At 45.6% G+C, this 24539-nt stretch carries 15 protein-coding genes, 3 rRNA genes and 3 pseudogenes; 13 read left to right on the forward strand and 8 right to left on the reverse strand.

Annotation, left to right across the window (positions count from 1 at the left end; translation table 11 throughout):
* Nucleotides 1–46: 46 nt before the first annotated feature.
* The 5 genes and pseudogenes from MZ182_RS21340 to MZ182_RS21345 form a co-directional block, all read right to left on the reverse strand.
* Nucleotides 47–409: pseudogene (locus MZ182_RS21340) on the reverse strand (DUF4124 domain-containing protein); the annotation flags it as partial.
* Nucleotides 410–426: 17 nt separating this feature from the next.
* Entirely contained in the window at nt 427–1929 is a 1503-nt protein-coding gene (tnpC, locus tag MZ182_RS04850; protein WP_248085115.1) for an IS66 family transposase, read from the reverse strand.
* Between the two features lie 87 nt (nt 1930–2016).
* Nucleotides 2017–2361 carry an IS66 family insertion sequence element accessory protein TnpB gene (gene tnpB / locus MZ182_RS04855; RefSeq protein ID WP_088585868.1) on the reverse strand — a complete coding sequence of 115 codons (345 nt, stop codon included), beginning with the start codon at nt 2359–2361 and terminating at the stop codon, nt 2017–2019.
* On the reverse strand, nt 2358–2657 hold the full coding sequence (gene tnpA, locus MZ182_RS04860) for an IS66 family insertion sequence element accessory protein TnpA (RefSeq protein ID WP_088585869.1): 300 nt from the start codon (nt 2655–2657) through the stop codon (nt 2358–2360). The genes tnpB and tnpA overlap by 4 nt, the downstream gene beginning before the upstream one ends.
* A 73-nt stretch (nt 2658–2730) precedes the next feature.
* Nucleotides 2731–2853, reverse strand: a pseudogene (locus MZ182_RS21345) (DUF4124 domain-containing protein); the annotation flags it as partial.
* Nucleotides 2854–2947: 94 nt separating this feature from the next.
* Between MZ182_RS21345 and pssA the strand changes: the two are divergent.
* From pssA to MZ182_RS04900, 8 genes and pseudogenes are all read left to right on the forward strand, one after another.
* Nucleotides 2948–3799, forward strand: coding sequence for a CDP-diacylglycerol--serine O-phosphatidyltransferase (gene pssA / locus MZ182_RS04865; RefSeq protein WP_248069887.1), 852 nt, complete (start codon nt 2948–2950; stop codon nt 3797–3799).
* A 714-nt stretch (nt 3800–4513) separates the two neighbouring features.
* Nucleotides 4514–6056: ribosomal RNA gene (locus MZ182_RS04870) — 16S ribosomal RNA — on the forward strand.
* A 476-nt stretch (nt 6057–6532) separates the two neighbouring features.
* Nucleotides 6533–9425, forward strand: a 23S ribosomal RNA gene (locus MZ182_RS04875).
* 278 nt (nt 9426–9703) lie between these two features.
* A 5S ribosomal RNA gene (gene rrf, locus MZ182_RS04880) occupies nt 9704–9819 on the forward strand.
* The 16S, 23S and 5S rRNA genes sit together here, the layout of an rRNA operon.
* A gap of 288 nt (nt 9820–10107) precedes the next feature.
* A pseudogene (locus MZ182_RS04885) lies at nt 10108–11118 on the forward strand (IS630 family transposase).
* A 448-nt stretch (nt 11119–11566) separates the two neighbouring features.
* Nucleotides 11567–11833, forward strand: a complete 267-nt coding sequence (locus tag MZ182_RS04890) for an OadG family protein (RefSeq protein ID WP_011790401.1) — start codon at nt 11567–11569, stop codon at nt 11831–11833.
* A gap of 11 nt (nt 11834–11844) precedes the next feature.
* The gene (oadA, locus tag MZ182_RS04895; protein WP_248069113.1) at nt 11845–13671 is read left to right on the forward strand and encodes a sodium-extruding oxaloacetate decarboxylase subunit alpha; all 1827 of its coding nucleotides are present in this window, start codon (nt 11845–11847) and stop codon (nt 13669–13671) included.
* Nucleotides 13672–13679: 8 nt separating this feature from the next.
* Nucleotides 13680–14810, forward strand: coding sequence for a sodium ion-translocating decarboxylase subunit beta (locus MZ182_RS04900; RefSeq protein WP_248069110.1), 1131 nt, complete (start codon nt 13680–13682; stop codon nt 14808–14810).
* 40 nt (nt 14811–14850) lie between these two features.
* On the opposite strand, the gene MZ182_RS04905 is transcribed toward MZ182_RS04900, so the two are convergent.
* Both MZ182_RS04905 and MZ182_RS04910 read right to left on the reverse strand, forming a co-directional pair.
* Nucleotides 14851–15018 carry a hypothetical protein gene (locus MZ182_RS04905; protein WP_011790398.1) on the reverse strand — a complete coding sequence of 56 codons (168 nt, stop codon included), beginning with the start codon at nt 15016–15018 and terminating at the stop codon, nt 14851–14853.
* A gap of 173 nt (nt 15019–15191) precedes the next feature.
* Nucleotides 15192–16451 carry a dicarboxylate/amino acid:cation symporter gene (locus tag MZ182_RS04910; protein WP_248069108.1) on the reverse strand — a complete coding sequence of 420 codons (1260 nt, stop codon included), beginning with the start codon at nt 16449–16451 and terminating at the stop codon, nt 15192–15194.
* Nucleotides 16452–16825: 374 nt separating this feature from the next.
* Between MZ182_RS04910 and MZ182_RS04915 the strand changes: the two genes are divergently transcribed.
* The 5 genes from MZ182_RS04915 to MZ182_RS04935 all read left to right on the forward strand — a co-directional run bounded on the left by MZ182_RS04915 (nt 16826) and on the right by MZ182_RS04935 (nt 23156).
* Nucleotides 16826–17251, forward strand: coding sequence for a YqaA family protein (locus MZ182_RS04915; RefSeq protein WP_011790396.1), 426 nt, complete (start codon nt 16826–16828; stop codon nt 17249–17251).
* 149 nt (nt 17252–17400) lie between these two features.
* The gene (locus MZ182_RS04920) at nt 17401–20235 is read left to right on the forward strand and encodes a M16 family metallopeptidase (protein WP_248069105.1); all 2835 of its coding nucleotides are present in this window, start codon (nt 17401–17403) and stop codon (nt 20233–20235) included.
* Nucleotides 20236–20420: 185 nt separating this feature from the next.
* Nucleotides 20421–22070: a glutamate--cysteine ligase gene (gene gshA, locus MZ182_RS04925; RefSeq protein ID WP_014610058.1), complete on the forward strand. Its 1650-nt coding sequence runs from the start codon at nt 20421–20423 to the stop codon at nt 22068–22070.
* 17 nt (nt 22071–22087) lie between these two features.
* Nucleotides 22088–22531 carry a hypothetical protein gene (locus tag MZ182_RS04930; protein ID WP_011790393.1) on the forward strand — a complete coding sequence of 148 codons (444 nt, stop codon included), beginning with the start codon at nt 22088–22090 and terminating at the stop codon, nt 22529–22531.
* 7 nt (nt 22532–22538) lie between these two features.
* Nucleotides 22539–23156, forward strand: coding sequence for a hypothetical protein (locus tag MZ182_RS04935; RefSeq protein ID WP_011790392.1), 618 nt, complete (start codon nt 22539–22541; stop codon nt 23154–23156).
* Between the two features lie 92 nt (nt 23157–23248).
* Here MZ182_RS04935 and MZ182_RS04940 read toward each other — a convergent pair whose 3' ends face one another.
* Nucleotides 23249–24517 (reverse strand): sensor domain-containing diguanylate cyclase, encoded by a 1269-nt coding sequence (locus tag MZ182_RS04940; protein WP_248069103.1) that lies wholly within the window; start codon nt 24515–24517, stop codon nt 23249–23251.
* Nucleotides 24518–24539: the final 22 nt, after the last annotated feature.

A 24539-nucleotide genomic window follows, 5' to 3' on the forward strand; every position in this document is an offset into this window, starting at 1 on the left:
CTCGGCTCTTTTTATTGCATTAGCATTAATCATTCTTCGTTAATGGCTATTTCTTATCACAGAAGAGTTTGATTCTTTCCTGCTGCTGGGCAATCGAGGTTTGGCGGTCTTCCTCAGTCATAGCGACAGATTCACCCGAGTCTGAAGTTTGACGGATAAGCTTAGTATGCGTTGTGAGTATTTCTAAATTGTGTTTTGCACTCTCACAAATGGATTTAGCCTGTTTGGCGTCTTTTTCTTTAATCAGCGCCGCTGACTTTTCTAATTCATTGGCTTCAGAAGTGGGATCTGCTTTCTTTATCGGCGCGATAAAACCGACTTTCGCTTGCTCTAAATCTTCACTGTAGAGTTTTTCTGCTTTGATTTTTTCTTGTTGTGGTGCTTGTTGACTGTAATACGGTAAGCGGTTAATGAACCAGTGAAGCCCTACTCAATTCCACTGAGATAAACATTCCATGGCATCAGATCCGACATATCATCGGCGATTGAACGCTTTGGCAACTCCGTGAACAGGTGCCGGAAGTAATAATAGGGGTTGATGTCATTCGCCCGACACGTCATGACCAAGCTATACAGATTGGCACTGGCTTTCGCACCACCGACTGACGTTGAGAACATCCAGTTTTTTCGCCCCGTCGTGAACGGCCGGATATCCCGCTCTGTCACATTGTTGTCGATGCTGATATGTCCATCTTCCAGGTAGGTCAGCAGCTTAGGCCACTGATTCTTGGTGTAGGTGATGGCCTGGCCTAATGCTCCTTTGGGCAGCACATTCAGGCTATCGAGCCACGCTTTGAAGTCATTCAATATGGGGAGGCTTTCTTGCATCCTCAGCTGTTGGCGGGCTTCGGCCGACAGCGTTTTGGCTCGCTTTTCTATCCCATACAATTTGGCGATAAAGGCCAGGGCCTTTTCGGGTTTCCCTGCCTTTTTCGAAGGGGATGCCTTTTGAGCATCGGTGAACTTGCGGCGCACATGCGCCATGCACGCGGCTTGAGTGACACCGTCTACCGTGTCATACGCACTGTAACCATCTGACAACAGATAACCATGGTAATCACCAAGGAATTCGCGCACACAAGCGCCTGCTCGGCTGGGGTGATAGTCGTAGATGACGACGGGATTGGGGGTGAACTCGCCGCTGCGATAAACCCACATATAGGATTTGGACTGGGCCTGTCTGTCTTCTTCTCTGAGCACTTGCACCGTGGTTTCATCGGCGCAGATGAGGGATTCTTTTAGGAGCTGCGCTTTCATTGCATCGATAATGACCTGCACTTTACTGCCAAGCTGCACACACCAGTTGGCCAAGGTGGCGCGACTAATATCTATACCCGAGCGGTTCAGGATATCTACCTGACGGTAGAGCGGCAGTGCATCGACGTATTTGGCGGTGACCACGGCGGCGAAGGCCTCGGCACTGCCAAGGCTTTTAGGGAGCATACTCGCCGGTTTTGGAGCTGTGACCACTTTGCTGGTTTCGGCTGTTTGCTCGCAGTGGCGACAAGCATATTTGGTGCGCTCATGGCGAATGACACTCACTCGCTGAGGTAGGATTTTCAGGGTTTCGCTGATTTCCTTACCGCATTCATGTAAAGGCGCATCACAGCAGTCGCAATACGGCGCATTTAAGGTATGGGTTTGCACCTCGCGCTCAAGGTCAGCAGGCAGCGGTTTACGACCCGTTTTTCTGCGCTCTTTAGGTGAGGAAGGCAACGCGTTTTGCTGTTCAGCTTCGTTGAACGTTCCTTTGGCGACTTTTTCGCTTTGGGCAGCGAAGCGTTTGGATTTGCTGAGGTTGAGCTGCTCAACGAGCAATTGCACCTGCGTTTTGAGGGCGGCGACTTCCTCCTCTTTGGCCTGCAACAATGCATCCTTGGCAAGAAGCATGGCCTTGAGTTGTTCGATGTCATTGGGGAAGTCGGTCATTGGGCATCATCTTACAGCATTCAATAGTCCCCAGTGTGACGGTTAAAAAGGATCGTTCAAGTGCAAAATTACGATCAGTGTCTAGCATCACACTTCTAGCCCATTTAAGGGCCGATGGGCTTTGTTGTTCTCGAGTGACAGCCCAGAGAGCAACCAGTGAAGTTGCGGTTTGCTAATGACAATCACGCCCTGGGAATTCGGGCGAGGCCATTTGAAGGTACCGTTCTCCAAACGGCGATAGTAAAGCCAAAACCCGTTGGTATCCCAAAACAAGATTTTGAGTTTATCGCGTCCGCGATTACAGAATATAAACCAGGCCTCGCTGAACGGGTCCATGTCGAGTTGTTCGGCGACAATGAGCGACAGACCATCGATAGACTTTCGCATGTCGGTGACACCGGAGACCAGAAAGACCTTGCCGGAGGGAGTCATTGCAAGGCATCTACCCAGTGTTTGATCTGAGCGGTACTCAGTGTTGTTGGTAATTCAGCGCGAATACCATTGGCAAAAGTAATGATCACCGACTCAGCCTTCGTCTCTTCATATTCATTGAAAATAATAGGCTGAAGTGTTTGCGTTGCGTCAGGAGAACGCAATCGCTTAGACCAATAGTAGAAGGTTTGATAACTGATGCCGCTGTCTGCACAGAATTGCTTGATGGAAAGCGTGCTTTGTTTTTGTTGCTCAACAACTGTTGCCCAATGGGCGCGCTTTTGCTCTTGGTTCATAGTGCCTCCGATGAAAAAGGCACTATGTCAAAGTATTGGTATTATTGGTATGTGGGGTTTATTAACCGCTTACGTAATACGTTACCCCATTTTCATCGACCCAAGTATAGATAACGCCCGCAGAAACGGGGCCAATGAAAAGACTGAGCCAGAGCCATCGATACAGTATTGTTCTGAACATGTTCACTTTTAACATCGAAATTATCCCTAACTGGTCTCTCATCGACATGATAATAAAATATGTTATCTTGAAAGCTAACTTCTCTTCACTGAACTAGCGTAATAAGTGTATGCAAAATTCTTCAAATCAAGCAGTAAAGAATAAAGGTATCTATTTACTACCTAATCTTTTTACGACAGCAGGATTATTTTCTGGCTTTTATGCCGTGATTGCTTCCATGAATGCTAACTTTGAAGCTGCTGCAATAGCCATTTTTATAGCCATGATCTGTGATGGTCTCGATGGTCGAGTCGCAAGACTGACCAATACCCAAAGTGATTTTGGTGCCGAATATGACAGTATGGCGGATATGGTGTCCTTCGGAATGGCACCAGCACTACTCGCCTACAATTGGGCATTAGCCGACTTAGGTAAAATTGGTTGGTTGGCAGCATTTATCTATTGTGCAGGTGCGGCATTAAGACTCGCTCGATTTAATACGCAAGTGGGGGTCGCCGATAAGCGTTATTTTCAGGGACTCGCAAGTCCGGCCGCCGCGGCTGTTATTGCTGGCAGTATCTGGCTGGGTAATCAATACAGTCTCGATGGAAAAAATATCAGTTGGATTGCAGCCCTTGTGACAGCTGCAACTGGTCTATTGATGGTCAGTAATTTCCGCTATCACTCCTTTAAAGAAATTGATTGGCGTGGCAAGGTCAACTTTATCGTGATCTTACTGGTCGTCGGTGTGTTTGTGGTGGTGTCTGTTCAACCTGCTTTGATCTTATGTGTCGGCTTTTACTTATATGCGATTTCAGGCCCGATCATTACGATTCGAACTGTGAGAAAACTCAAAGTCGCTCATATTGTCGGTGATGATACGGTGACGAATGTCGAGATCAATTCCCCAACCCAAGCTGTCGCACAAACACAAAGTGCTACAGTTATCGAAAAAGGGAAACAAGAAGATCATCAATCTTAGGGCTCAGGCTTATTAATCATTGCCCATTATTTCCTATGCTGATCATGAAATAAGTCGTCGCACTGGGCATAACCTTTTAAAAGCTGGTTGATATAGCCAAAAATAGCTATCAACTTCTGTTTATGCCTATTCAATCTATGAAAAAAGCTGCAGTAGGCTATTTCGTCTGCCAAACTTATCCTCCCAAACGGCGGATTTTCCAATAATTGCCTCGTATTTATACGTATTGATTGTTATTTGTTCGCTTGGTGTGAATTGTAAAAAAAGCACTTGCAGAAAAAGTTTCGCTGCCTATAATGCGCATCCACTGACACGGCAGACAGTGTTAAGCAGCCTGATGTGACAGTTCATTGATGAGTTTACTGATTGATGAGCGAAAAGAAAGTTTGCAAAAACTCCTTGACGCGAAACGGGAAATGCGTAAAATACGCAGCCCTAGCCAGCTGGAAGCGTTCGACGCTTAGTGTGGTACTCACCTTCTCTTACGAGGTTGAGTTGCTCTTTAACAAGATAAAACAAGAAATCTGTGTGGACACTCACAGGTGTTGAGTTAATCGAAACTGCTTAGTCTTAGGGTTGGCAGTCAAAGAATTAAATCAACCAATTCTTTCACGAGAGTGAAGAGTGTCCATAGCAATATGTACAAAGAGTTAATCGCAAGATTAATTCGAACAGAATTCGTTGAGCCGAAACCTTCGGGTTTCACCAAAACTTTAATTGAAGAGTTTGATCATGGCTCAGATTGAACGCTGGCGGCAGGCCTAACACATGCAAGTCGAGCGGCAGCACAAGGGAGTTTACTTCTGAGGTGGCGAGCGGCGGACGGGTGAGTAATGCCTAGGGATCTGCCCAGTCGAGGGGGATAACAGTTGGAAACGACTGCTAATACCGCATACGCCCTACGGGGGAAAGGAGGGGACCTTCGGGCCTTCCGCGATTGGATGAACCTAGGTGGGATTAGCTAGTTGGTGAGGTAATGGCTCACCAAGGCGACGATCCCTAGCTGTTCTGAGAGGATGATCAGCCACACTGGGACTGAGACACGGCCCAGACTCCTACGGGAGGCAGCAGTGGGGAATATTGCACAATGGGGGAAACCCTGATGCAGCCATGCCGCGTGTGTGAAGAAGGCCTTCGGGTTGTAAAGCACTTTCAGTAGGGAGGAAAGGGTGAGTCTTAATACGGCTCATCTGTGACGTTACCTACAGAAGAAGGACCGGCTAACTCCGTGCCAGCAGCCGCGGTAATACGGAGGGTCCGAGCGTTAATCGGAATTACTGGGCGTAAAGCGTGCGCAGGCGGTTTGTTAAGCGAGATGTGAAAGCCCTGGGCTCAACCTAGGAATAGCATTTCGAACTGGCGAACTAGAGTCTTGTAGAGGGGGGTAGAATTCCAGGTGTAGCGGTGAAATGCGTAGAGATCTGGAGGAATACCGGTGGCGAAGGCGGCCCCCTGGACAAAGACTGACGCTCATGCACGAAAGCGTGGGGAGCAAACAGGATTAGATACCCTGGTAGTCCACGCCGTAAACGATGTCTACTCGGAGTTTGGTGTCTTGAACACTGGGCTCTCAAGCTAACGCATTAAGTAGACCGCCTGGGGAGTACGGCCGCAAGGTTAAAACTCAAATGAATTGACGGGGGCCCGCACAAGCGGTGGAGCATGTGGTTTAATTCGATGCAACGCGAAGAACCTTACCTACTCTTGACATCCACGGAATTGGCTAGAGATAGCTTAGTGCCTTCGGGAACCGTGAGACAGGTGCTGCATGGCTGTCGTCAGCTCGTGTTGTGAAATGTTGGGTTAAGTCCCGCAACGAGCGCAACCCCTATCCTTATTTGCCAGCACGTAATGGTGGGAACTCTAGGGAGACTGCCGGTGATAAACCGGAGGAAGGTGGGGACGACGTCAAGTCATCATGGCCCTTACGAGTAGGGCTACACACGTGCTACAATGGCGAGTACAGAGGGTTGCAAAGCCGCGAGGTGGAGCTAATCTCACAAAGCTCGTCGTAGTCCGGATTGGAGTCTGCAACTCGACTCCATGAAGTCGGAATCGCTAGTAATCGTGGATCAGAATGCCACGGTGAATACGTTCCCGGGCCTTGTACACACCGCCCGTCACACCATGGGAGTGGGCTGCAAAAGAAGTGGGTAGCTTAACCTTCGGGGGGGCGCTCACCACTTTGTGGTTCATGACTGGGGTGAAGTCGTAACAAGGTAGCCCTAGGGGAACCTGGGGCTGGATCACCTCCTTACCTATACGACTAACTCGATGCTTTTGAGTGTTCACACAGATTGCTTGTTTATCCTGTCTTAGGACGGGTAGAGCGAAACATCCCTCTAGCAGGTCGATGTAGTTCTTTAACAATTTGGAAGGCTGATAGTAATTAATGGCATGAGTCTGTCATGTGATTAATTACAAAAAGTTTAATGCGAAAGCATTGAACATTGAGTTCTCAAACACTTTATTAAGTGTCTTGAATATTCAAGTCTAAGGCGCGTCCACTTCTTTGGTCAGAAGTGAGACAAGTAAAACCAAGCTGGTCGCAATACAATTCGAGATGTGTTTTTTCTTATTTCGATAAGATAAGCGCAGCCAATCGCTTGTTAGGCAAGGCCGTAAGTTGAATGACGAATGAGTGTAGCAGCGCTACATGATTGAGGAATGAGACTTGCAACGCCGCATAACAAGAGGAGTGGCAAGCGAAAAAGAAACCTATCTGGGTTGTATGGTTAAGCGACTAAGCGTATACGGTGGATGCCTTGGCAGTCAGAGGCGATGAAGGACGTAGTAACTTGCGAAAAGCGTTGGCGAGCTAGTAACAAGCATTTGAGCTAACGATGTCCGAATGGGGGAACCCGGCCGCATAAGCGGTCATCATGTAGTGAATACATAGCTACATGAGGCGAACGAGGGGAACTGAAACATCTAAGTACCCTTAGGAAAAGAAATCAACCGAGATTCCCCTAGTAGCGGCGAGCGAACGGGGATTAGCCCTTAAGTCTATGGGGTGTTAGTGGAATGGTCTGGAAAGTCCAGCGGCACAGGGTGATAGCCCCGTACACGAAAACTAACCGTAGATGAAAACGAGTAAGGCGGGACACGTGACATCCTGTTTGAATATGGGGGGACCATCCTCCAAGGCTAAATACTCCTGACTGACCGATAGTGAACCAGTACCGTGAGGGAAAGGCGAAAAGAACCCCTGTGAGGGGAGTGAAATAGAACCTGAAACCGTATACGTACAAGCAGTGGGAGCGGTCCTTGAGACCGTGACTGCGTACCTTTTGTATAATGGGTCAGCGACTTACATTTTGTAGCGAGGTTAAGCGAATAGCGGAGCCGTAGGGAAACCGAGTGTTAACTGCGCGTTTAGTTGCAAGGTGTAGACCCGAAACCCGGTGATCTAGCCATGGGCAGGTTGAAGGTTGAGTAACATCAACTGGAGGACCGAACCGACTAATGTTGAAAAATTAGCGGATGACTTGTGGCTGGGGGTGAAAGGCCAATCAAACCGGGAGATATCTGGTTCTCCTCGAAAGCTATTTAGGTAGCGCCTCGAGCGAATACCATTGGGGGTAGAGCACTGTTAAGGCTAGGGGGTCATCCCGACTTACCAACCCTTTGCAAACTCCGAATACCAATGAGTACTACTCGGGAGACAGACGGCGGGTGCTAACGTCCGTCGTCAAAAGGGAAACAACCCAGACCGTCAGCTAAGGTCCCAAAGTGTATGTTAAGTGGGAAACGATGTGGGAAGGCTTAGACAGCTAGGATGTTGGCTTAGAAGCAGCCATCATTTAAAGAAAGCGTAATAGCTCACTAGTCGAGTCGGCCTGCGCGGAAGATGTAACGGGGCTAAACATACCACCGAAGCTACGGGTGCAGCCCATTAGGGTTGCGCGGTAGAGGAGCGTTCTGTAAGCCGTTGAAGGTGAAGGGGTAACCCACGCTGGAGGTATCAGAAGTGCGAATGCTGACATGAGTAACGATAAAGGGGGTGAAAAACCCCCTCGCCGAAAGACCAAGGGTTCCTGTCCAACGTTAATCGGGGCAGGGTGAGTCGACCCCTAAGGTGAGGCCGAAAGGCGTAATCGATGGGAAACAGATTAATATTTCTGTACTTCCGCTAACTGCGATGGAGAGACGGAGAAGGCTAGGCTAGCGCGGCGTTGGTAGTCCGCGTTTAAGGTGGTAGGTGGGTGACTTAGGCAAATCCGGGTTGCTATACACTGAGAGCTGATGACGAGGTCCTAAGGGACTGAAGTAGTTGATGCCATGCTTCCAGGAAAATCTTCTAAGCTTCAGGTTAGCGGGAATCGTACCCCAAACCGACACAGGTGGTCGGGTAGAGAATACCAAGGCGCTTGAGAGAACTCGGCTGAAGGAACTAGGCAAAATGGTACCGTAACTTCGGGAGAAGGTACGCTCCTGTTGGTGATGAGACTTGCTCTCTAAGCTGACGGGAGTCGCAGATACCAGGTGGCTGCAACTGTTTATCAAAAACACAGCACTGTGCAAACTCGCAAGAGGAAGTATACGGTGTGACGCCTGCCCGGTGCCGGAAGGTTAATTGATTGGGTTATCGCAAGAGAAGCTCATGATCGAAGCCCCGGTAAACGGCGGCCGTAACTATAACGGTCCTAAGGTAGCGAAATTCCTTGTCGGGTAAGTTCCGACCTGCACGAATGGCGTAATGATGGCCACGCTGTCTCCAGCCGAGACTCAGTGAAGTTGAAATTGCGGTGAAGATGCCGTATACCCGCGGCTAGACGGAAAGACCCCGTGAACCTTTACTATAGCTTGGCACTGAACATTGAACCTACATGTGTAGGATAGGTGGGAGACTATGAAGTTGGGACGCTAGTCCTGATGGAGTCGTCCTTGAAATACCACCCTTGTAGTTTTGATGTTCTAACCTAGACCCCTAATCGGGGTTAGGGACAGTGCCTGGTGGGTAGTTTGACTGGGGCGGTCTCCTCCCAAAGAGTAACGGAGGAGCACGAAGGTTGGCTAAGTACGGTCGGACATCGTACGGTTAGTGCAATGGCATAAGCCAGCTTAACTGCGAGACATACACGTCGAGCAGGTACGAAAGTAGGTCATAGTGATCCGGTGGTTCTGAATGGAAGGGCCATCGCTCAACGGATAAAAGGTACTCCGGGGATAACAGGCTGATACCGCCCAAGAGTTCATATCGACGGCGGTGTTTGGCACCTCGATGTCGGCTCATCACATCCTGGGGCTGAAGTCGGTCCCAAGGGTATGGCTGTTCGCCATTTAAAGTGGTACGCGAGCTGGGTTCAGAACGTCGTGAGACAGTTCGGTCCCTATCTGCCGTGGGCGTTGGATGATTGAGGGGAGTTGCTCCTAGTACGAGAGGACCGGAGTGAACGAACCGCTGGTGTTCGGGTTGTCATGCCAATGGCATTGCCCGGTAGCTACGTTCGGAATCGATAACCGCTGAAAGCATCTAAGCGGGAAGCGAGCCCCAAGATGAGTCATCCCTTGGACTATAAGTCCACTAAAGAGCCGTTCGAGACTAGGACGTTGATAGGCATGGTGTGTAAGCGTTGTGAGGCGTTGAGCTAACATGTACTAATGACTCGAGAGGCTTAACCATACAACCCAGATGGGTTTTACAAAGAAGCCTTAGACAGAATATAAACACTTAATGAAGTGTGGACTCAAAAAACAATCAGCTTTTCAAATTTTAATTAAAAGGTTAATTACGCAGGAAATTGTTAGGCTGACAAAGCCGTGACGAGCGAGGCGCGGAGTGTACGTTAGTACATGAGGTCAAAGATGTTCCTTACATCTAATGACACTTCCTCCATCCATGGAGGTCGCAGTAGCGAGGAGACAATGCCGTCAGACGGACAATTAACCAGTAAGAATTTGCTTGGTGACAATAGCATTGTGGAACCACCTGATCCCATCCCGAACTCAGAAGTGAAACGCAATCGCGCCGATGGTAGTGTGGGGTCTCCCCATGTGAGAGTAGGTCATCGCCAAGCGCCCAAATAAACACAAAAGCCCTAGCATAAACCGCTAGGGCTTTTGTGTTTTTCCGCTTCGCGAAAACTTCCCTCGATGTCGGTCAATAAATGTTCCTTCATTATTGACACTTCCACCATCCATGGCGGTCGACCCGCCGTTAAGCGGGGTCTCCAGCTGCGCAATAAATTGCTCCGCTAGCCCGTCAGTTTTTATCCTTTTCTCTCTACATCAGCACTTTTTGTATTTATACCATTTCCATTAATTATATGATCTAATTGATTATCAGTTTTTTAATCATACAAAATATGAATAATCCCAACATCACAGCCTTAGTGAAATCGGAGAAAAGCACACGTAAACGTATGCGCTATCTTGCCTTACTCCATTTTACTGATGGCTATTCTCGTACCCTATCGCAAGCATGCTCAAGGTTAGTAGAGCGAGTGTGAATCGATGGATCACCGCCTATTTAACCAAGGGCTTAGTGGTCTAGACGATACGCCCAATCTGGACCACCCTGCTACATTGTCCACAGCACAGCAGGCCAAACTCAAAGCGTTTGTACAGCATCAAAGCCTATCTGAACAGGGTGGCAGGTTGATGGCCAAGGATGTCGGCCATTTTATCCAGACTGAATTTGGCGTGACGTTCAAGCAAGCGAATATCTACCGCTTGCTACATCAACTTGGCTTCTCTGGATGACCACTTGCTCTCGCCACCCAAAACAATCTGAAGCCGTACAAGAGGCTTTTAAAAAACGTCCAGATGGCAACGATCCTTAAGACGCTTGGGCATGTTGCGCTCGATTGCATCGATGTTTGCTTTCAAGATGAAGCCCGATTTGGCCAACAGAATACAACCACCCGTATTTGGGCCAAGAAAGGCACTCGCCCATGGGCAATCAAGCAGCAACAATTTGAATCTACATATCTATATGGCGTAGTGTGTCCGGCAACGGGGCGACACAAGCGGCATGCAATTGCGAATATATGTACGAATATTTAAAGCTGATCTCAATCGCGACGACATTCGGACGCCATGTGCTGGTCATCATGGGTGGAGCTAGTTGGCATCAACAGGATTTGGCCGATGACTTTGATAATCTCATCCTTCTCAAGTTGCCTCCTTATTCACCGGAGTGGAATCCAATAGAGCAGGTATGGCAATGGTTGCGTCAAAATGTGTTAGCCAACCGTTGTTTTAGTGATTATGACGACATTGTCGAACAGTGTTCCATCGCGTGGAATACCTTCATTGGGAAGAAAGTAAGAGTGAGTAAATTGCGCACTAGACAGTGGGCAAATCCGACCAATTAATTAATATAATTTATAATATTGGAGGATAGCTACTATTTGCATAATTTATCACTAGGTGGCTCTTATTACTTTTTGTCTTTATTCAAACAATCTTTGTTTAGGGATTTATGCCACTTAGGATTTGCTTATCTTTTGTTGAGGAATATGGATTTATTCCTCGATTTTATGAGAAATCCATATAGATATCCTTATAAATTCACTTGCATGGTAAGACCAATTTACATTGCATTGGTGTTTTTGGTATCTATTGGTTATGTTTGGTAAGTGCGAGTTAGATCTGTACTTTGTATTTGTTGTGAATATTTAGTCTTTGCGTGTGATTTTATATGCTGCATTTGCACCTTGCTGTTGAGTGGTGATGGGGCTCTTAAGTTCAAATTGAATTAGTGCATGTGAACAAAAATAGTTTAAGTCTAATTAGGTTAAAATTTGAAGGAGTTGTGGGGCTATGGGGGAGTTAACTCTGCAGTTGCTGGATGCTGTTGGGATTATGCTTTTGGGGATGGGTTTGGTCTATCTGTTTTTAAGTTTACTGATCCTTGGGATCCATTTGGTTGCAAAGTGGTGTGCTAAGGATGTTGCTCTTGATAGTCATTCAAAAGAATTGCAAAAAATTAAACAATCTACATTGCCTCTAAGTGTTGCACCTTTAGATCCTAAAGTTGTGGCTGCAATTACATTGGCCGTTAGACAGTATCGTTCACAGATAGAATAATGGGAAGCAGTATGACTTTTGTACCACTCGCTAAGATGGCTGTGACTAAGCCGTTACTTTTAACTGACGTTGTTCTACGAGACGCACATCAATCTATCTTAGCAACGCGTCTGCGAATCGATGATATGTTACCGATAGCGCCGTTACTCGATAAGATCGGTTTCTGGTCGTTGGAGTCTTGGGGCGGGGCGACTTTTGATGCCTGTATTCGTTATCTTGGTGAAGATCCCTGGGACAGAATTCGTGAGCTAAAAAAGGCCATGCCAAATACTCGGCAGCAAATGCTGCTGCGTGGTCAAAACCTATTAGGCTATCGCCATTATGCCGATGATTTAGTCGTGCGTTTTGTTGAGCGTGCCCATACCAATGGCGTCGATGTATTTCGTATTTTCGATGCGATGAACGATGTACGCAATCTTGAGACTGCAGTGAAAGCGGTGCGTCAAGTTGGCGGCCATGCACAGGGGACGATCTCATACACAACTAGCCCAGTGCATACCATAGAGACTTGGGTGGATATGGCAAAGCGTCTTGAAGATATGGGATGTGATTCTTTGTGTATCAAAGATATGGCGGGATTACTTAAGCCTATGGAGGCGTTTGAGCTTATCAGTCGACTAAAATCCCAAACGCAACTCGTATTATCTATGCACTGCCATGCAACGACAGGATTAAGTACCGCCACTTACCAGAAAGCCATTGAAGCGGGTATCGATGTGCTCGATACGGCAATTTCGTCGATGAGCCAAACCTATGGACATACTGCTACTGAAACCGTTATCGCTATGGTGGAAGATACTGAGCGTGCGACTGGTTACGATATGGTGTTGCTTGAGGAGATTGCCGCTTATTTCCGTGAAGTACGCAAGAAGTACGCTAAGTTTGAAGGTGCGCTGAAAGGCATAGATTCGCGGATCTTACGTGCACAAGTGCCTGGTGGCATGTTGACCAATATGGAAAGCCAACTTAAGGAGCAAGGCGCGGCCGATAAGATGGACTTGGTTTTGGAAGAAATTCCTCGCGTTCGTGCGGATTTGGGTTTTTTGCCTTTAGTGACGCCTACATCGCAGATTGTTGGCTCTCAGGCAGTAATCAATGTGCTAATGGGTGAGCGTTACAAGTCACTGACTAAAGAGACTGAAGGCGTTCTCAAGGGAGAATATGGTGCGACGCCTGCGCCAGTTAATGCCGCATTGCAGACCAGAGTCTTGCAAGGCGCAGAAGCTATTACGTGTCGTCCTGCGGACTTATTAATGCCAGAGCTGGTTAAGTTAAGGCTGGACTTGGCAGAAAAAGCGCAGGAACAAGGCATTCGCCTATCGTCAGAGCATGACGATGATGTGCTGACCTATGCACTCTTCCCACAAATAGGATTGCAGTTCTTAAAGAATCGTGACGATCCGAGTGCCTTTGAGCCTAAACCTGAATTGACTTCAGTACTTGCTGCTTCTAATGCTGCGGATCGTGGCCCTGAAACTTACACTGTCACTGTCGAAGGGCAAGAGTACGTAGTTGAAGTCGCCGCAGGCGGTGAGATCTCGCAAATCCAGCCACAGGGACAAAGTGTTCATGCCATGCAAGCTGCGACTGAGAGTACAACGCCAGCAACAAGTCATGGTGAAGTAAGACTTGAAATGAGTGCCCCCTTATCGGGCAACATTTTCAAAGTACATGTTTCGGCAGGCGATAGGGTACGCGAGGGGGATGTGGTGATTATCCTTGAGGCTATGAAGATGGAAACTGAGATCCGTGCTCAAGGGGATGGCATAGTCGCTAAACTCTGGGTAAAAGAAGGCGATTCAGTGTCTGTGGGTTCTCAATTATTGGCCTTGGCGTAGGAGTCATTATGGAAGGGTTAATGGCTTTTTGGGCCGAAACGGGAATTGCTCACTTTACTGGTGGTCAAGTATTGATGATGGCGGTAGGAGCATTGCTCTTGTATCTCGCTATCGTGAAGGGGTTTGAGCCTTTGCTATTGCTGCCCATAGGTTTTGGTGCTGTGCTGGCAAACATTCCCCATGCTGGGTTTACCGAGGAAGGCGGTATCCTGTATTACGCCTATCATGTTGGAATTGAAACTGGAATATTTCCATTACTTATCTTTTTAGGGGTTGGTGCACTTACAGATTTTAGCGCCTTGATAGCTAATCCAAAAACCTTATTGTTAGGTGCCGCAGCGCAATTTGGTATTTTCTCAACACTCATTGGTGCGATAGCACTTAACTTAGTGCCCGGTTTTGAGTTTACCATGAAAGATGCCGCAGCTATTGCTATTATTGGTGGTGCCGATGGTCCTACGGCGATTTTCTTAGCTTCAAAACTGGCGCCAGAGTTGTTAGGTGCGATTGCGGTTGCGGCTTATTCCTACATGGCTTTAGTCCCGATAATTCAACCCCCAATCATGCGCTTACTAACGACCCAAGCTGAGCGCCAAATTAAAATGGAGCAGTTACGCGAAGTCAGTAAGAAGGAAAAGATCATTTTTCCTCTGATGGTTTTAGGATTGACGATTTTGTTCTTACCTGCGGCAACCCCGCTTGTCGGCATGTTTTGCCTAGGCAACTTGATGCGTGAATCGGGTGTTGTCGATAGACTATCTAAGACTGCGCAAAACGAACTTATCAATATAGTGACGATTTTCTTAGGGTTAGCTGTGGGCTCTAAGCTTTCTGCGGAGCAATTTTTAAGGATTGAGACTCTGGGTATTTTAGTGCTTGGGGCGTTAGCGTTTAGTATTGGCACTGCGGCGGGAGTCCTGATGGCAAAGCTGATGTGCAAGCTTTCCGGTGGTAAGGTTAATCCTCTGATTGGGGCTGCGGGTGTTTCTGCCGTCCCTATGGCGGCACGCGTTGTGAATAAAGTCGGTTTAGAAGCTAACCCACACAATTTTCTGCTAATGCATGCAATGGGGCCAAATGTAGCAGGTGTATTAGGTTCCGCAGTGGCGGCGGGGATTTTACTGGCGGTACTTGGCTAAGTTGTTTTTGCTTACAAGCCAACTGAATAAGTTGGCTTTTTTATGCAGTTAACCAAAGCAGTAGCATTAGGATCAAAATTAAGGTGCCACTGATAGCGATAATATAAATAAAGCCGCGTTTACCCTGTTTAAGGGGAATACCATTGGCTTGTAAAAAAAGCGTCCATAGCAGACAAAGGATAAGTGGAAACAGAAAAAGTTTAGTCATAGTGAGTTCTACTCTGAATAAATAGTAATAGCATAGCGTAGACTTTGAAGTTTAACAGTTTGATCTTATTGGTGGTAATTGATTCATGTTTTAGGCTTATCCATCTTGTGTCTATTGTTTTATTCTGTTCATAAAAAAGACCGCCTCAGCGGTCTTTATCAATAAGCACGGCGTTATTGTGGCGAATTTACCGATTCAGGATCTTGGGTTTCGTTTGAGTAGAATTGCGCTACATCAAGCTCATTTTCTGATTTACCAATCACAACAGCCGTCATCATATCACCTGTCACGTTTGTTGCCGTACGGATCATATCAATAATGCGGTCGATCGCGGCAATAAAGGCAATGCCCTCGAGTGGTAAGCCGATTACACCCAAAGTCACCGTTAGCATTACCATTGCACTTCCTGGAACGCCAGCGGTTCCCACTGAGGCCACGGTTGCGGTGATGGCAATCATTATGTAATCCAAGGTGTCGAGTGGGATATTGTAAATTTGTGCGATAAAGATAGCGGCAATAGCAGGATAAATACCGCCACAGCCATCCATATTCATAGTCGCCCCCAATGGCATCACAAAGGCGCTATAGCGCTTAGATACGCCCATAGTTTCAACCGCACGGGTGCTCGCAGGTAAAGTACCAAAGCTTGAAGATGTACTAAAGGCAACTAATTGCGCTGGCATGGCTTTACGGAAAAATTGTACAGGGCTCAAACCCGCGACAAATTTGACTAAACCACCGTATACAAAAATGATATGGATTAAGGCTGCAATATAAATAGCTGCAATAAATTTTCCAAGGGGCAATAATGTGGATAAACCATATGCGCCCACAACCCACGCCATCAACCCAAAAACACCGATAGGCGTCAGTTTTAATACCATGCGAGTCAGTTGGAACATGACTTCGGCACCGGCTTCGATGGTGTGCTTCAGTGGATCGGCTTTCTCCCCGACTTTATTTATAGCAATACCGACTAAAGCTGCAAAAACAATAATCTGCAATACCTTACCTTCAGCAAGAGAGGCAAAAGGGTTGGTTGGGATCATATCGAGTAATACTTGTGCAAAGCCTGGAATATTGCGCTCACGAACCTCTGTCGTCGAGAGCGCCATGGTGCCGCCCATATCCATTAATGAGCCCACGGCTAAACCAATTAATGACGCAATCGTTCCCGTTAACATAAACATACCTAAGGTCTTTAAGCTAAGACGCTTCAGGCTGGTTTGTGATCCTAGAGATGTAATGCTCACAACAATGGCGCAGAAAACCAGCGGCGCAACTAGCATCTTAATGGCACTGATAAACAAGTCGCCTAAAGGTTTTAGCATTGTGGCGGTTTCACCTAAAATGACGCCAACAAGTGCGCCTAAGATAAAACCTGTGAGCACTTTTTGCCAAAAAGGAATGCGGCTAATAGTTTGAAGAATCATGCATTTTCCAAAAAATAATAAAGTGTAAATCGATAGGGTTGAGATGCTAAGATGTGTATTCAGTTAAAGTAAATCAATTGATAACAACAAGCTACTCAGGCATATGATATTTTGCTATTAGGTGCATTGTATCGATAGAGGTGGGGTTATAACAAACCGTTTTAATTATAACTTATTGTCATAAATGAGTTTGTTAGAAAATGATTGAGAAAATACAATTATTTAACCAATGGAGTGTTGATATTTAAAGATTAAATATTATTCGCTCTAGTCAGTTTGTGCTTGTGAAACTCGGAGTAAAGTGTCGTTATTACTCCCTTAGTAACGCTAGGTGCTTTATTACAAAAATTCATGTTTTCATTGAGTAAGCTGTTATGTCCCAGTTATGGATCATGTTTTCTGGCGCCTTTTTAGCGGCCACATTGTTGCCAGGTGGATCGGAAGTTCTACTCATCGCCCTCTTAAATCAAGCCCCTGAAACGTGGGTATCACTTATCGTTGTCGCCAGCATTGGTAACACGTTAGGGGCGATAACCAGTTTTTATCTCGGCCGAATGGGGCGGTTTGCTAAGTCACCTGAAGATTTAATGGGCTCAAAGTATTTAAGATCTTTAGGTTTGATTGAACGCTATGGCGTGTGGGCATTGCTACTCTCTTGGGCGCCAGTTGTGGGGGATATTTTATGTGTCTTAGCGGGGTGGCTAAAACTGCCAGTAATATCATCAATATTGATGATATTAATCGGTAAAACAATACGTTATTTATTAATTGTTGCTGTGTTTATGCAGTGGCTTATGTGAAATAAAATTTTTAAGCGATATATTTGTCAGTAATACTTCAAGAAAATTCATAATAACGATAGGAACTTAGTCACTCTATACTGAGTCTTAACTGTCATTATTTAATGGTTAACAGTCTTCCGACAAATTGATGTTATAAGGGGAGTATTTTGAAAAAATGGATATTAGCAGTCGCGATTTCTGCTGCTCTTTCAGGTTGTGCGGCACAAAAGACGACAACGAATTTGCCTGCTGGCGTGAAATTAATTGAAAGTGTGCAACTAGCCGACTCACAAGTTGGTATTCCTTATAAAAAGTATCAATTAGCCAATGGGTTAACTGTTATTCTGCATCAGGATGATTCCGATCCTTTAGTGCATGTTGACGTGACTTATCATGTTGGTTCCGCCCGTGAACTTGCGGGACGATCCGGTTTTGCACATCTGTTTGAACATATGATGTTTCAAGGCTCGGAGCATGTTGCCGATGAACAGCATTTTGAAGTCGTTACCGAAGCTGGCGGTACGCTAAATGGATCAACGAACACCGACAGAACAAACTATTTTGAAACCGTGCCGAGCAATCAATTAGAAAAAATGTTGTGGTTAGAGTCGGACAGAATGGGATTTTTATTGCCTGCACTGACCAGCGAAAAATTTGAAGTGCAGCGTGAAACGGTTAAAAACGAGCGGGCACAACGTATCGATAATCAGCCTTATGGCCGTATGAGCGAGCGATTTAATCAAGCTCTATACCCAGTTGGACACCCATATTCTTGGCCTGTTATTGGGTGGCCGGATGATCTGAATCGCGCAACGGTCGATGATGTTAAACACTTTTTCCAACGTTGGTATGGCCCTAATAATGCAACGTTAACCATAGGCGGCGATTTCGATGAAATGCAAGCCTTAGCATGGGTGAATAAGTATTTTGGTGAAATACCTCGAGGCCCTGAGGTGTCGCCAGAGCCTAAAACATCGGTGAACTTAGATAAGACTCGTTATATCTCGATGGAGGATAATGTTCACTTGCCCCTTATTCGTATTGGCTTCCCGACAGTGTATGCAAGGCACCAAGATGAAGCCGCGCTGGATCTTTTAGGGAATATTTTAGGCGGTGGTAAAACGTCTTTAGTGTATAAAAACTTAGTAAAAGAAGGGCATGCCGTCCAAGCGAGTGTGAGCCATCCATGCCAAGAGTTGGCCTGTCAAATGTCAATTTATGCACTGGCAAACCCAGAAAAAGGCGGTAAGCTTGCAGATCTTGAGCAGCTCATCCTTGACTCTATCAATGAGTTTGAACAGCGCGGTGTGACCGATGAGGATCTGCAAAAAGTCAAAGTGCAGTTTGAAGCGGATACTATTTTTGCTTTGCAAAGTGTCAAAGGCAAAGTATCAACTTTAGCTTTAAACCAAACCCTGTTTGATAATCCCGATTTGATTTCGGCTGATCTTACACGCTACGAGAGCGTCACTAAAGACGACGTGATGCGTGTTTTTAAGCAATATATTAAAGATAAGCCGATGGTGGTTATGAGTGTTGTCCCCCAAGGTATGACTGCATTGGTGGCTCATCCTGATAATTTTATCCCCACGGATTTACCAATAGCCGAAACTGCCGTGGAAGGGCCGTTGCCAACGGCTAAGCTAGTATCAAGTTTTGACCGCACTAAGATGCCGATATCGAGTGCTGCGCCCATGCCAAAGGTGCCCAAAATATGGACGACTCAGTTAGCCAATGGTATTGAGGTGATGGGCACACAAAGCACTGAAACACCAACGGTTGAATTAATCGTTTATCTTAATGGTGGTCATCGATTAGTACCCGTGGAAAAGGCCGGACTTGCGAGCCTTACTGCCGAAATGCTGAATGAATCCAGCCAAAAACGTAGCACTGAGGCATTATCACAGGCCTTGGAAATGTTAGGTAGCACAGTCGATTTCAGTGCCTCCGAATATCAAAGTACCATCAAAATCTCGACACTGACCGAGCATTTAGATGAAACACTTGCGATTATGGAGGAAAAGCTCTTTCAACCTAGTTTCACTGATGCCGATTTTGCTCGAGTAAAACAGCAACAGTTACAGCAAATTCAGCATATGCAGTCAAATCCAAGTTATTTGGCTAACTCGGCCTTGTTTAGCCTGTTATATGGTAAAAATAACGCATTAGGTGTGAGTGATTCAGGCACATTAGATTCTGTTGCTGCGCTGACGTTAGATGATGTTAAAGCCTTTTATGCAGAGCAATATCGTGGTGCTAATGCAAAAATTATTACCGTAGCCAATTTGCCTGAATCAGCTCTCTTGCCAAAGTTAGCGGGATTAAGCCGATGGAAAGGGGAGGCCACATCGATTCCAGCCTTGAAACCATTCCCAGAACTTAAAGGTGGCACTATTTATCTGATTGATAAACCGGGCGCTGCGCAGTCGGTGATCAATATTGCTAAACGTGCTTTGCCTTATGATGCGACGGGGGATTACTTTAAAGCTTATTTGATGAATTATCCGCTGGGTGGTGCTTTTAATAGCCGTATTAATTTAAATCTACGAGAAAATAAGGGCTATACCTATGGCGCCCGCACTGCTTTTTCAGGCGGAGCGGAGGTTGGTAATTTTGTGGCATCAAGCGATGTACGAACCGATGTAACCGCTAAAGCTGTTGCTGAATTTATTAAGGAAATTAATGCTTATCAGCAAATGGGGATGACGGATGCTGAACTTGCTTTTATGCGTAACTCGGTTTCCCAGGGGCAGGCTCTGGACTATGAAACCCCTTACCAAAAAGCGGGCTTTATGCGGATGATCCAGCGCTATCAGTTAAGCAAAGATTTTACCGCTCAGCAGGATAAAATCATTAATACTGTAACAAAAGATGAACTCAACTCCCTTGCTGCCGCTGAGCTCAATATCTCGCAAATGGTGATCTTAGTGGTAGGAGATAAAGCAAAAATTGAGGCGGATTTATCGACATTGGGCTATCCAATTGAAACCTTAGTGTTGTAAATTGATTTTTTGGCCTTATATAGATGTCAGACAAGTCAATTTGGCAATGAAATCCATTGTTAGTCTAAAGTGTCAATAAATAGTGAGACGGTGACAGCATTAGCTGTCACCGTCTGCTTTTAACCACTAAATAATGCAATTTGGCTTGCCCTACTAACAGGTTTAGATTTATTTTGAGGCGTATTTTGAAAGATAAGCCTCAAAATAAAGGTCTGACTGTTACCTTTGTCGCGATAGCGAATCACCAATCAGAGAAGCGCAAATTGAAGTCATTCAATGAATTAGTAGAACATTTCTCGGACGCTCATGGGCGCACCGCACTCTTAGGTATGTTACGTGGTATAGAGCGTGAGGCCTTACGAATCGATGAGGCTGGCTATCTCGCATTAGATACACATCCTCTCGAATTGGGCTCGGCATTGATGCATTCGCGCATTACTACGGATTACAGTGAGGCGTTACTCGAATTTATCACACCAGTGAATAACAAGGTTGAGCCACTATTAGAGGGGCTGACCGAAACCCATGCGTTTAGTGTGCGTCACTTGCATGGACAGCGTTTATGGCCTGTTAGCATGCCATGCTATGTCAAAGATGAGCACAATATTCCGGTTGCCCGTTATGGCTCATCTAACACTGGCAAGATGAAAACCTTGTATCGTAAGGGCTTAACTTACCGCTACGGTGCCCTGATGCAGATTATTTCTGGGGTACATTTTAACTTTTCTGTGTCCCAAGAATTGTGGCAAAGCCTCTATGAGATAAGTGATAAGAGCCTGACCTTTGAAGATTTTATTTCTGAATCTTACTTTGGATTAATTCGTAATTATCGCCGTTTAGTCTGGGTGCTACCTTATTTATTTGGGGCTTCACCAGCTTTGTGTAGCTCGTTTATTAAAGGGCAAAAAACCGATCTACAGTTTGAAAAGTCAGGCCGAGGTACTTTGTATTTACCCTATGCCACCTCATTACGTATGAGTGACTTAGGTTATACCAATAAAGAGCAAGAAGATCTCAACATCAGCTATAACTCATTACCCGAATATTTAGCGGGTGTAAATGCTGCCATTAAAATGCCTTCGGCAAATTTTGCCAATATTGGGGTTAAGGTAGATGGTGAATATCGACAGCTCAATGCCAATGTCCTGCAGATTGAAAATGAGTTTTACTCGCCTATTCGAGCTAAACGTGTGACACGTAGTGGCGAAAAACCTTCAGAGGCGCTAGCGCGTGCAGGAGTGGAATATATCGAAGTCAGGGCGCTGGATGTAAACCCCTTTAGCCCTATCGGTATTGAAGCAAGCCAAGTTCGTTTCCTCGATTTATTTTTACTCTATTGTTTATTAACTGAATCGCCTAAGTCAGATATCAAAGAAGAGGCTCGTTTGAGTGCCAACCTTAAATCTGTCGTGCTTGAAGGACGTAAACCCGATCTTAAGTTGTTAACGTCGACAGGTACTTTATCCTTAAAAAGCTGGCTAGAAACCCTGTTTGATACATTACAGCCTCTTGCAAAGCTGTTAGACGGTGAGGCATCGGATTACCAAACGGCATTAGCCCATTGGCGCCGTGCAGTAGATGACCCCAATCAGACCTTATCAGGACAAGTTATCCAGCATTTGATTGCTAAAGGTCAAGATCATGGGCAATGGGTGATGAAACTTGCCGAGCAATATCATCAATATTTCATTGATTATCCACTTTCTGCAGAAACGATTGCGCAGTATCAAGCTGAGGCAAAAAGTTCGCTTGAAAAGCAAGCTGAATTAGAAGCAGCCCAAAGCGCAATTTCTTTTGATGATTATCTTAAAGACTATTTTGGAGCCCAATTTTGATCATCCGGAGGGGGAGTATGACAAGTTTGAAATGGGGTGCAGTAGCGATAAGCCTATGTCTCTTTCTCTCTAGCTGTGCATCTTCGCCTGAGGAAACTTTAAGTTGTGGGACAGTATCCGGCTATTTGAAGCCTGATGCGAAAACGCATTGGTACCGTGTTGTGGTAACTCATTTAAATGGTAAAGCCGTGGTGTCCAAACCCAATTACCAATTAGCTCCTGGAGACTACGAGTTTACAGTCGCGGAATTGATTGATGATCCCTCCTTAGGCGTCTCCCTTAGTGCCCGCATTCCCAAGGTGTTCAAATTGACAGTAGAGAGGGATCAGCGTTACCACATCGGAGCGTTATTTCACACCGATAAGCGTTATATGGGAAAAGACAGTTCCTATTGGGCGCCGGGAGTATGGCAGCAAGAAGACCATGAATGTCAATTTGATTTAAGCCCAGAAACTAAGTAGATGATTAATGAATAGGTATTCTACGGCATTACTCTGCATTACTATGGTGGGATTGGTTGGATGTGCAACCTCTCCACCTAAATCCCCCGATAATCTTTGTGATATTTTTCAAGAGCACCGTTCTTGGTATCAAGCCGCTAAAGACACCCGTGATAAATGGGGCGTACCAGTACATGTGCCGCTTGCCATGATGTATCAAGAAAGTTCATTCAAGCATAACGCCGCACCACCAATGGAATATTTTTTAGGCTTTATTCCAATTGGTCGCGCGAGTGATGCCTATGGCTATGCTCAGGCAAAGAATATGACTTGGGATGATTATGTCCGCGAAACGGGTAACAGTTGGTCGAGTCGCAGTAATTTCGATGATGCGATGGACTTTATGGGCTGGTATATCAATAAGACCAATAAAATAAATGGTGTATCTAAGTGGGATGCCCGTGCTCAGTATCTCAATTACCACGAGGGGTGGGGAGGCTATCGACGTGGCTCCCATAAATCAAAGGCGTGGTTGATAAAAGTTGCCAATAAGGTTGATGAGAGATCCAAGCGTTATGCCGCTCAATATCAAACCTGTAAAGCAGATTTAGACTCTTCTTGGTTGTGGCGATTATTCTTTGGATGATTTAACCAAACGCCATCAGAATGTTGAAATTTGTATGTTGATGGCGTTTGGTGTCTATTTTTAGCTAAGCGTATTCCGCGATTGTGCGGTGATTATTGCTCCGTGATATTATCGACGGTATCTGTAAAGGCTTCTGATGCTTTAAGGGCTATTTTCTTCGCTCGTTTATGCTCATACATTGCATGATCGGCCTGTTTAAAGGATTTTGACCAATCGCTTTCGAATAGCGCAATACCAAAACTAAAGCCTAAACAGAGCTCCGTATTTTGCTGCAGACTGAACTGCATATTTTGCAAATCTTGCTCGAGCTCAGCTTGTGCACCATGGCATAGGGCAACAAACTCATCTCCTCCAAAGCGTGAGACTATCCCTTTATTTTGCCAGTAGCTCAAAATGGTATCCGCAACTTGTTTTATGGCGAGATCACCCGCCTGATGCCCATAAGTGTCATTGATGGTTTTGAGATCATCCATATCAATGATTACTACAAAGCTTCCAAAATGTGCTTTATGTTGCCATTGCAGTAAGCTGTCCTCGAAGTATTTACGATTGTAAAGTCCTGTTAAAGAGTCAAAATTAGCGAGCTTTATAATTTGTTGGGACTTCTGATAAAGAGCGATAGCATTACTGGCTTCGTGGGTCAAAATAGAAACCAAGTTGCGATCATAATCGTTAAAGGCGTCAACATGGCTGCTGTCAAGATTGAGCATTCCATAGAGCTTCCCGTCGACACGAATAGGGCTTGAAAGTGTTGAACGAATGGGCGATTTTGCGACAGTTAATAAGGTTTGTTGATCTTTTTTAGATAACCCAATACCAGAATTGATATTTTCCATATCGTTTACGACAACGACTCGATCACACTTGCCATCGGTGAGACGATATTCAAAGGACTGCTCTAAGGTGAAGTTAAGTTGTTTAAGTTTGGTTAAGTCGAGACCAACCACAGATTCAAAATGCAGCTTATGGCTGGTTTCATTGACTTTAATAATGCTGCCCATTTCTGCACCATTGATAATACAAACGGCTTTGTTTAGTAGCGCATCAAGAAAGGCGTGCTCATCTTTATATTGATTTGAAAGGTGGGCAAGTTCGTAGATAGCATCATTAATAGTGACAACTTGTTCTAAATGTAGCCATAGTCGACTGAGTCTACCTTGGTGTAAATAATAGATTAAGCTATAAGCAAAAATGTAAATGAGGCAAACAAACAGCAGCGGCTGGATAGTCCAACCTTGGGTGCGGGTGTCGAAAGAGAACAGTAGAACAAATAGTACTATCGGTACAATAAGTAAGAGTAAATGGTAACGATAATCTAAGCGGTCTATGGTCTTACGTTTAAAGTTATCCCTTAATTTCACTCGAAAATTCCTTTATTCGTAC

Source organism: Shewanella sp. JNE2 (assembly GCF_023159115.1).
In the GTDB taxonomy this organism is placed as follows: domain Bacteria; phylum Pseudomonadota; class Gammaproteobacteria; order Enterobacterales; family Shewanellaceae; genus Shewanella; species Shewanella putrefaciens.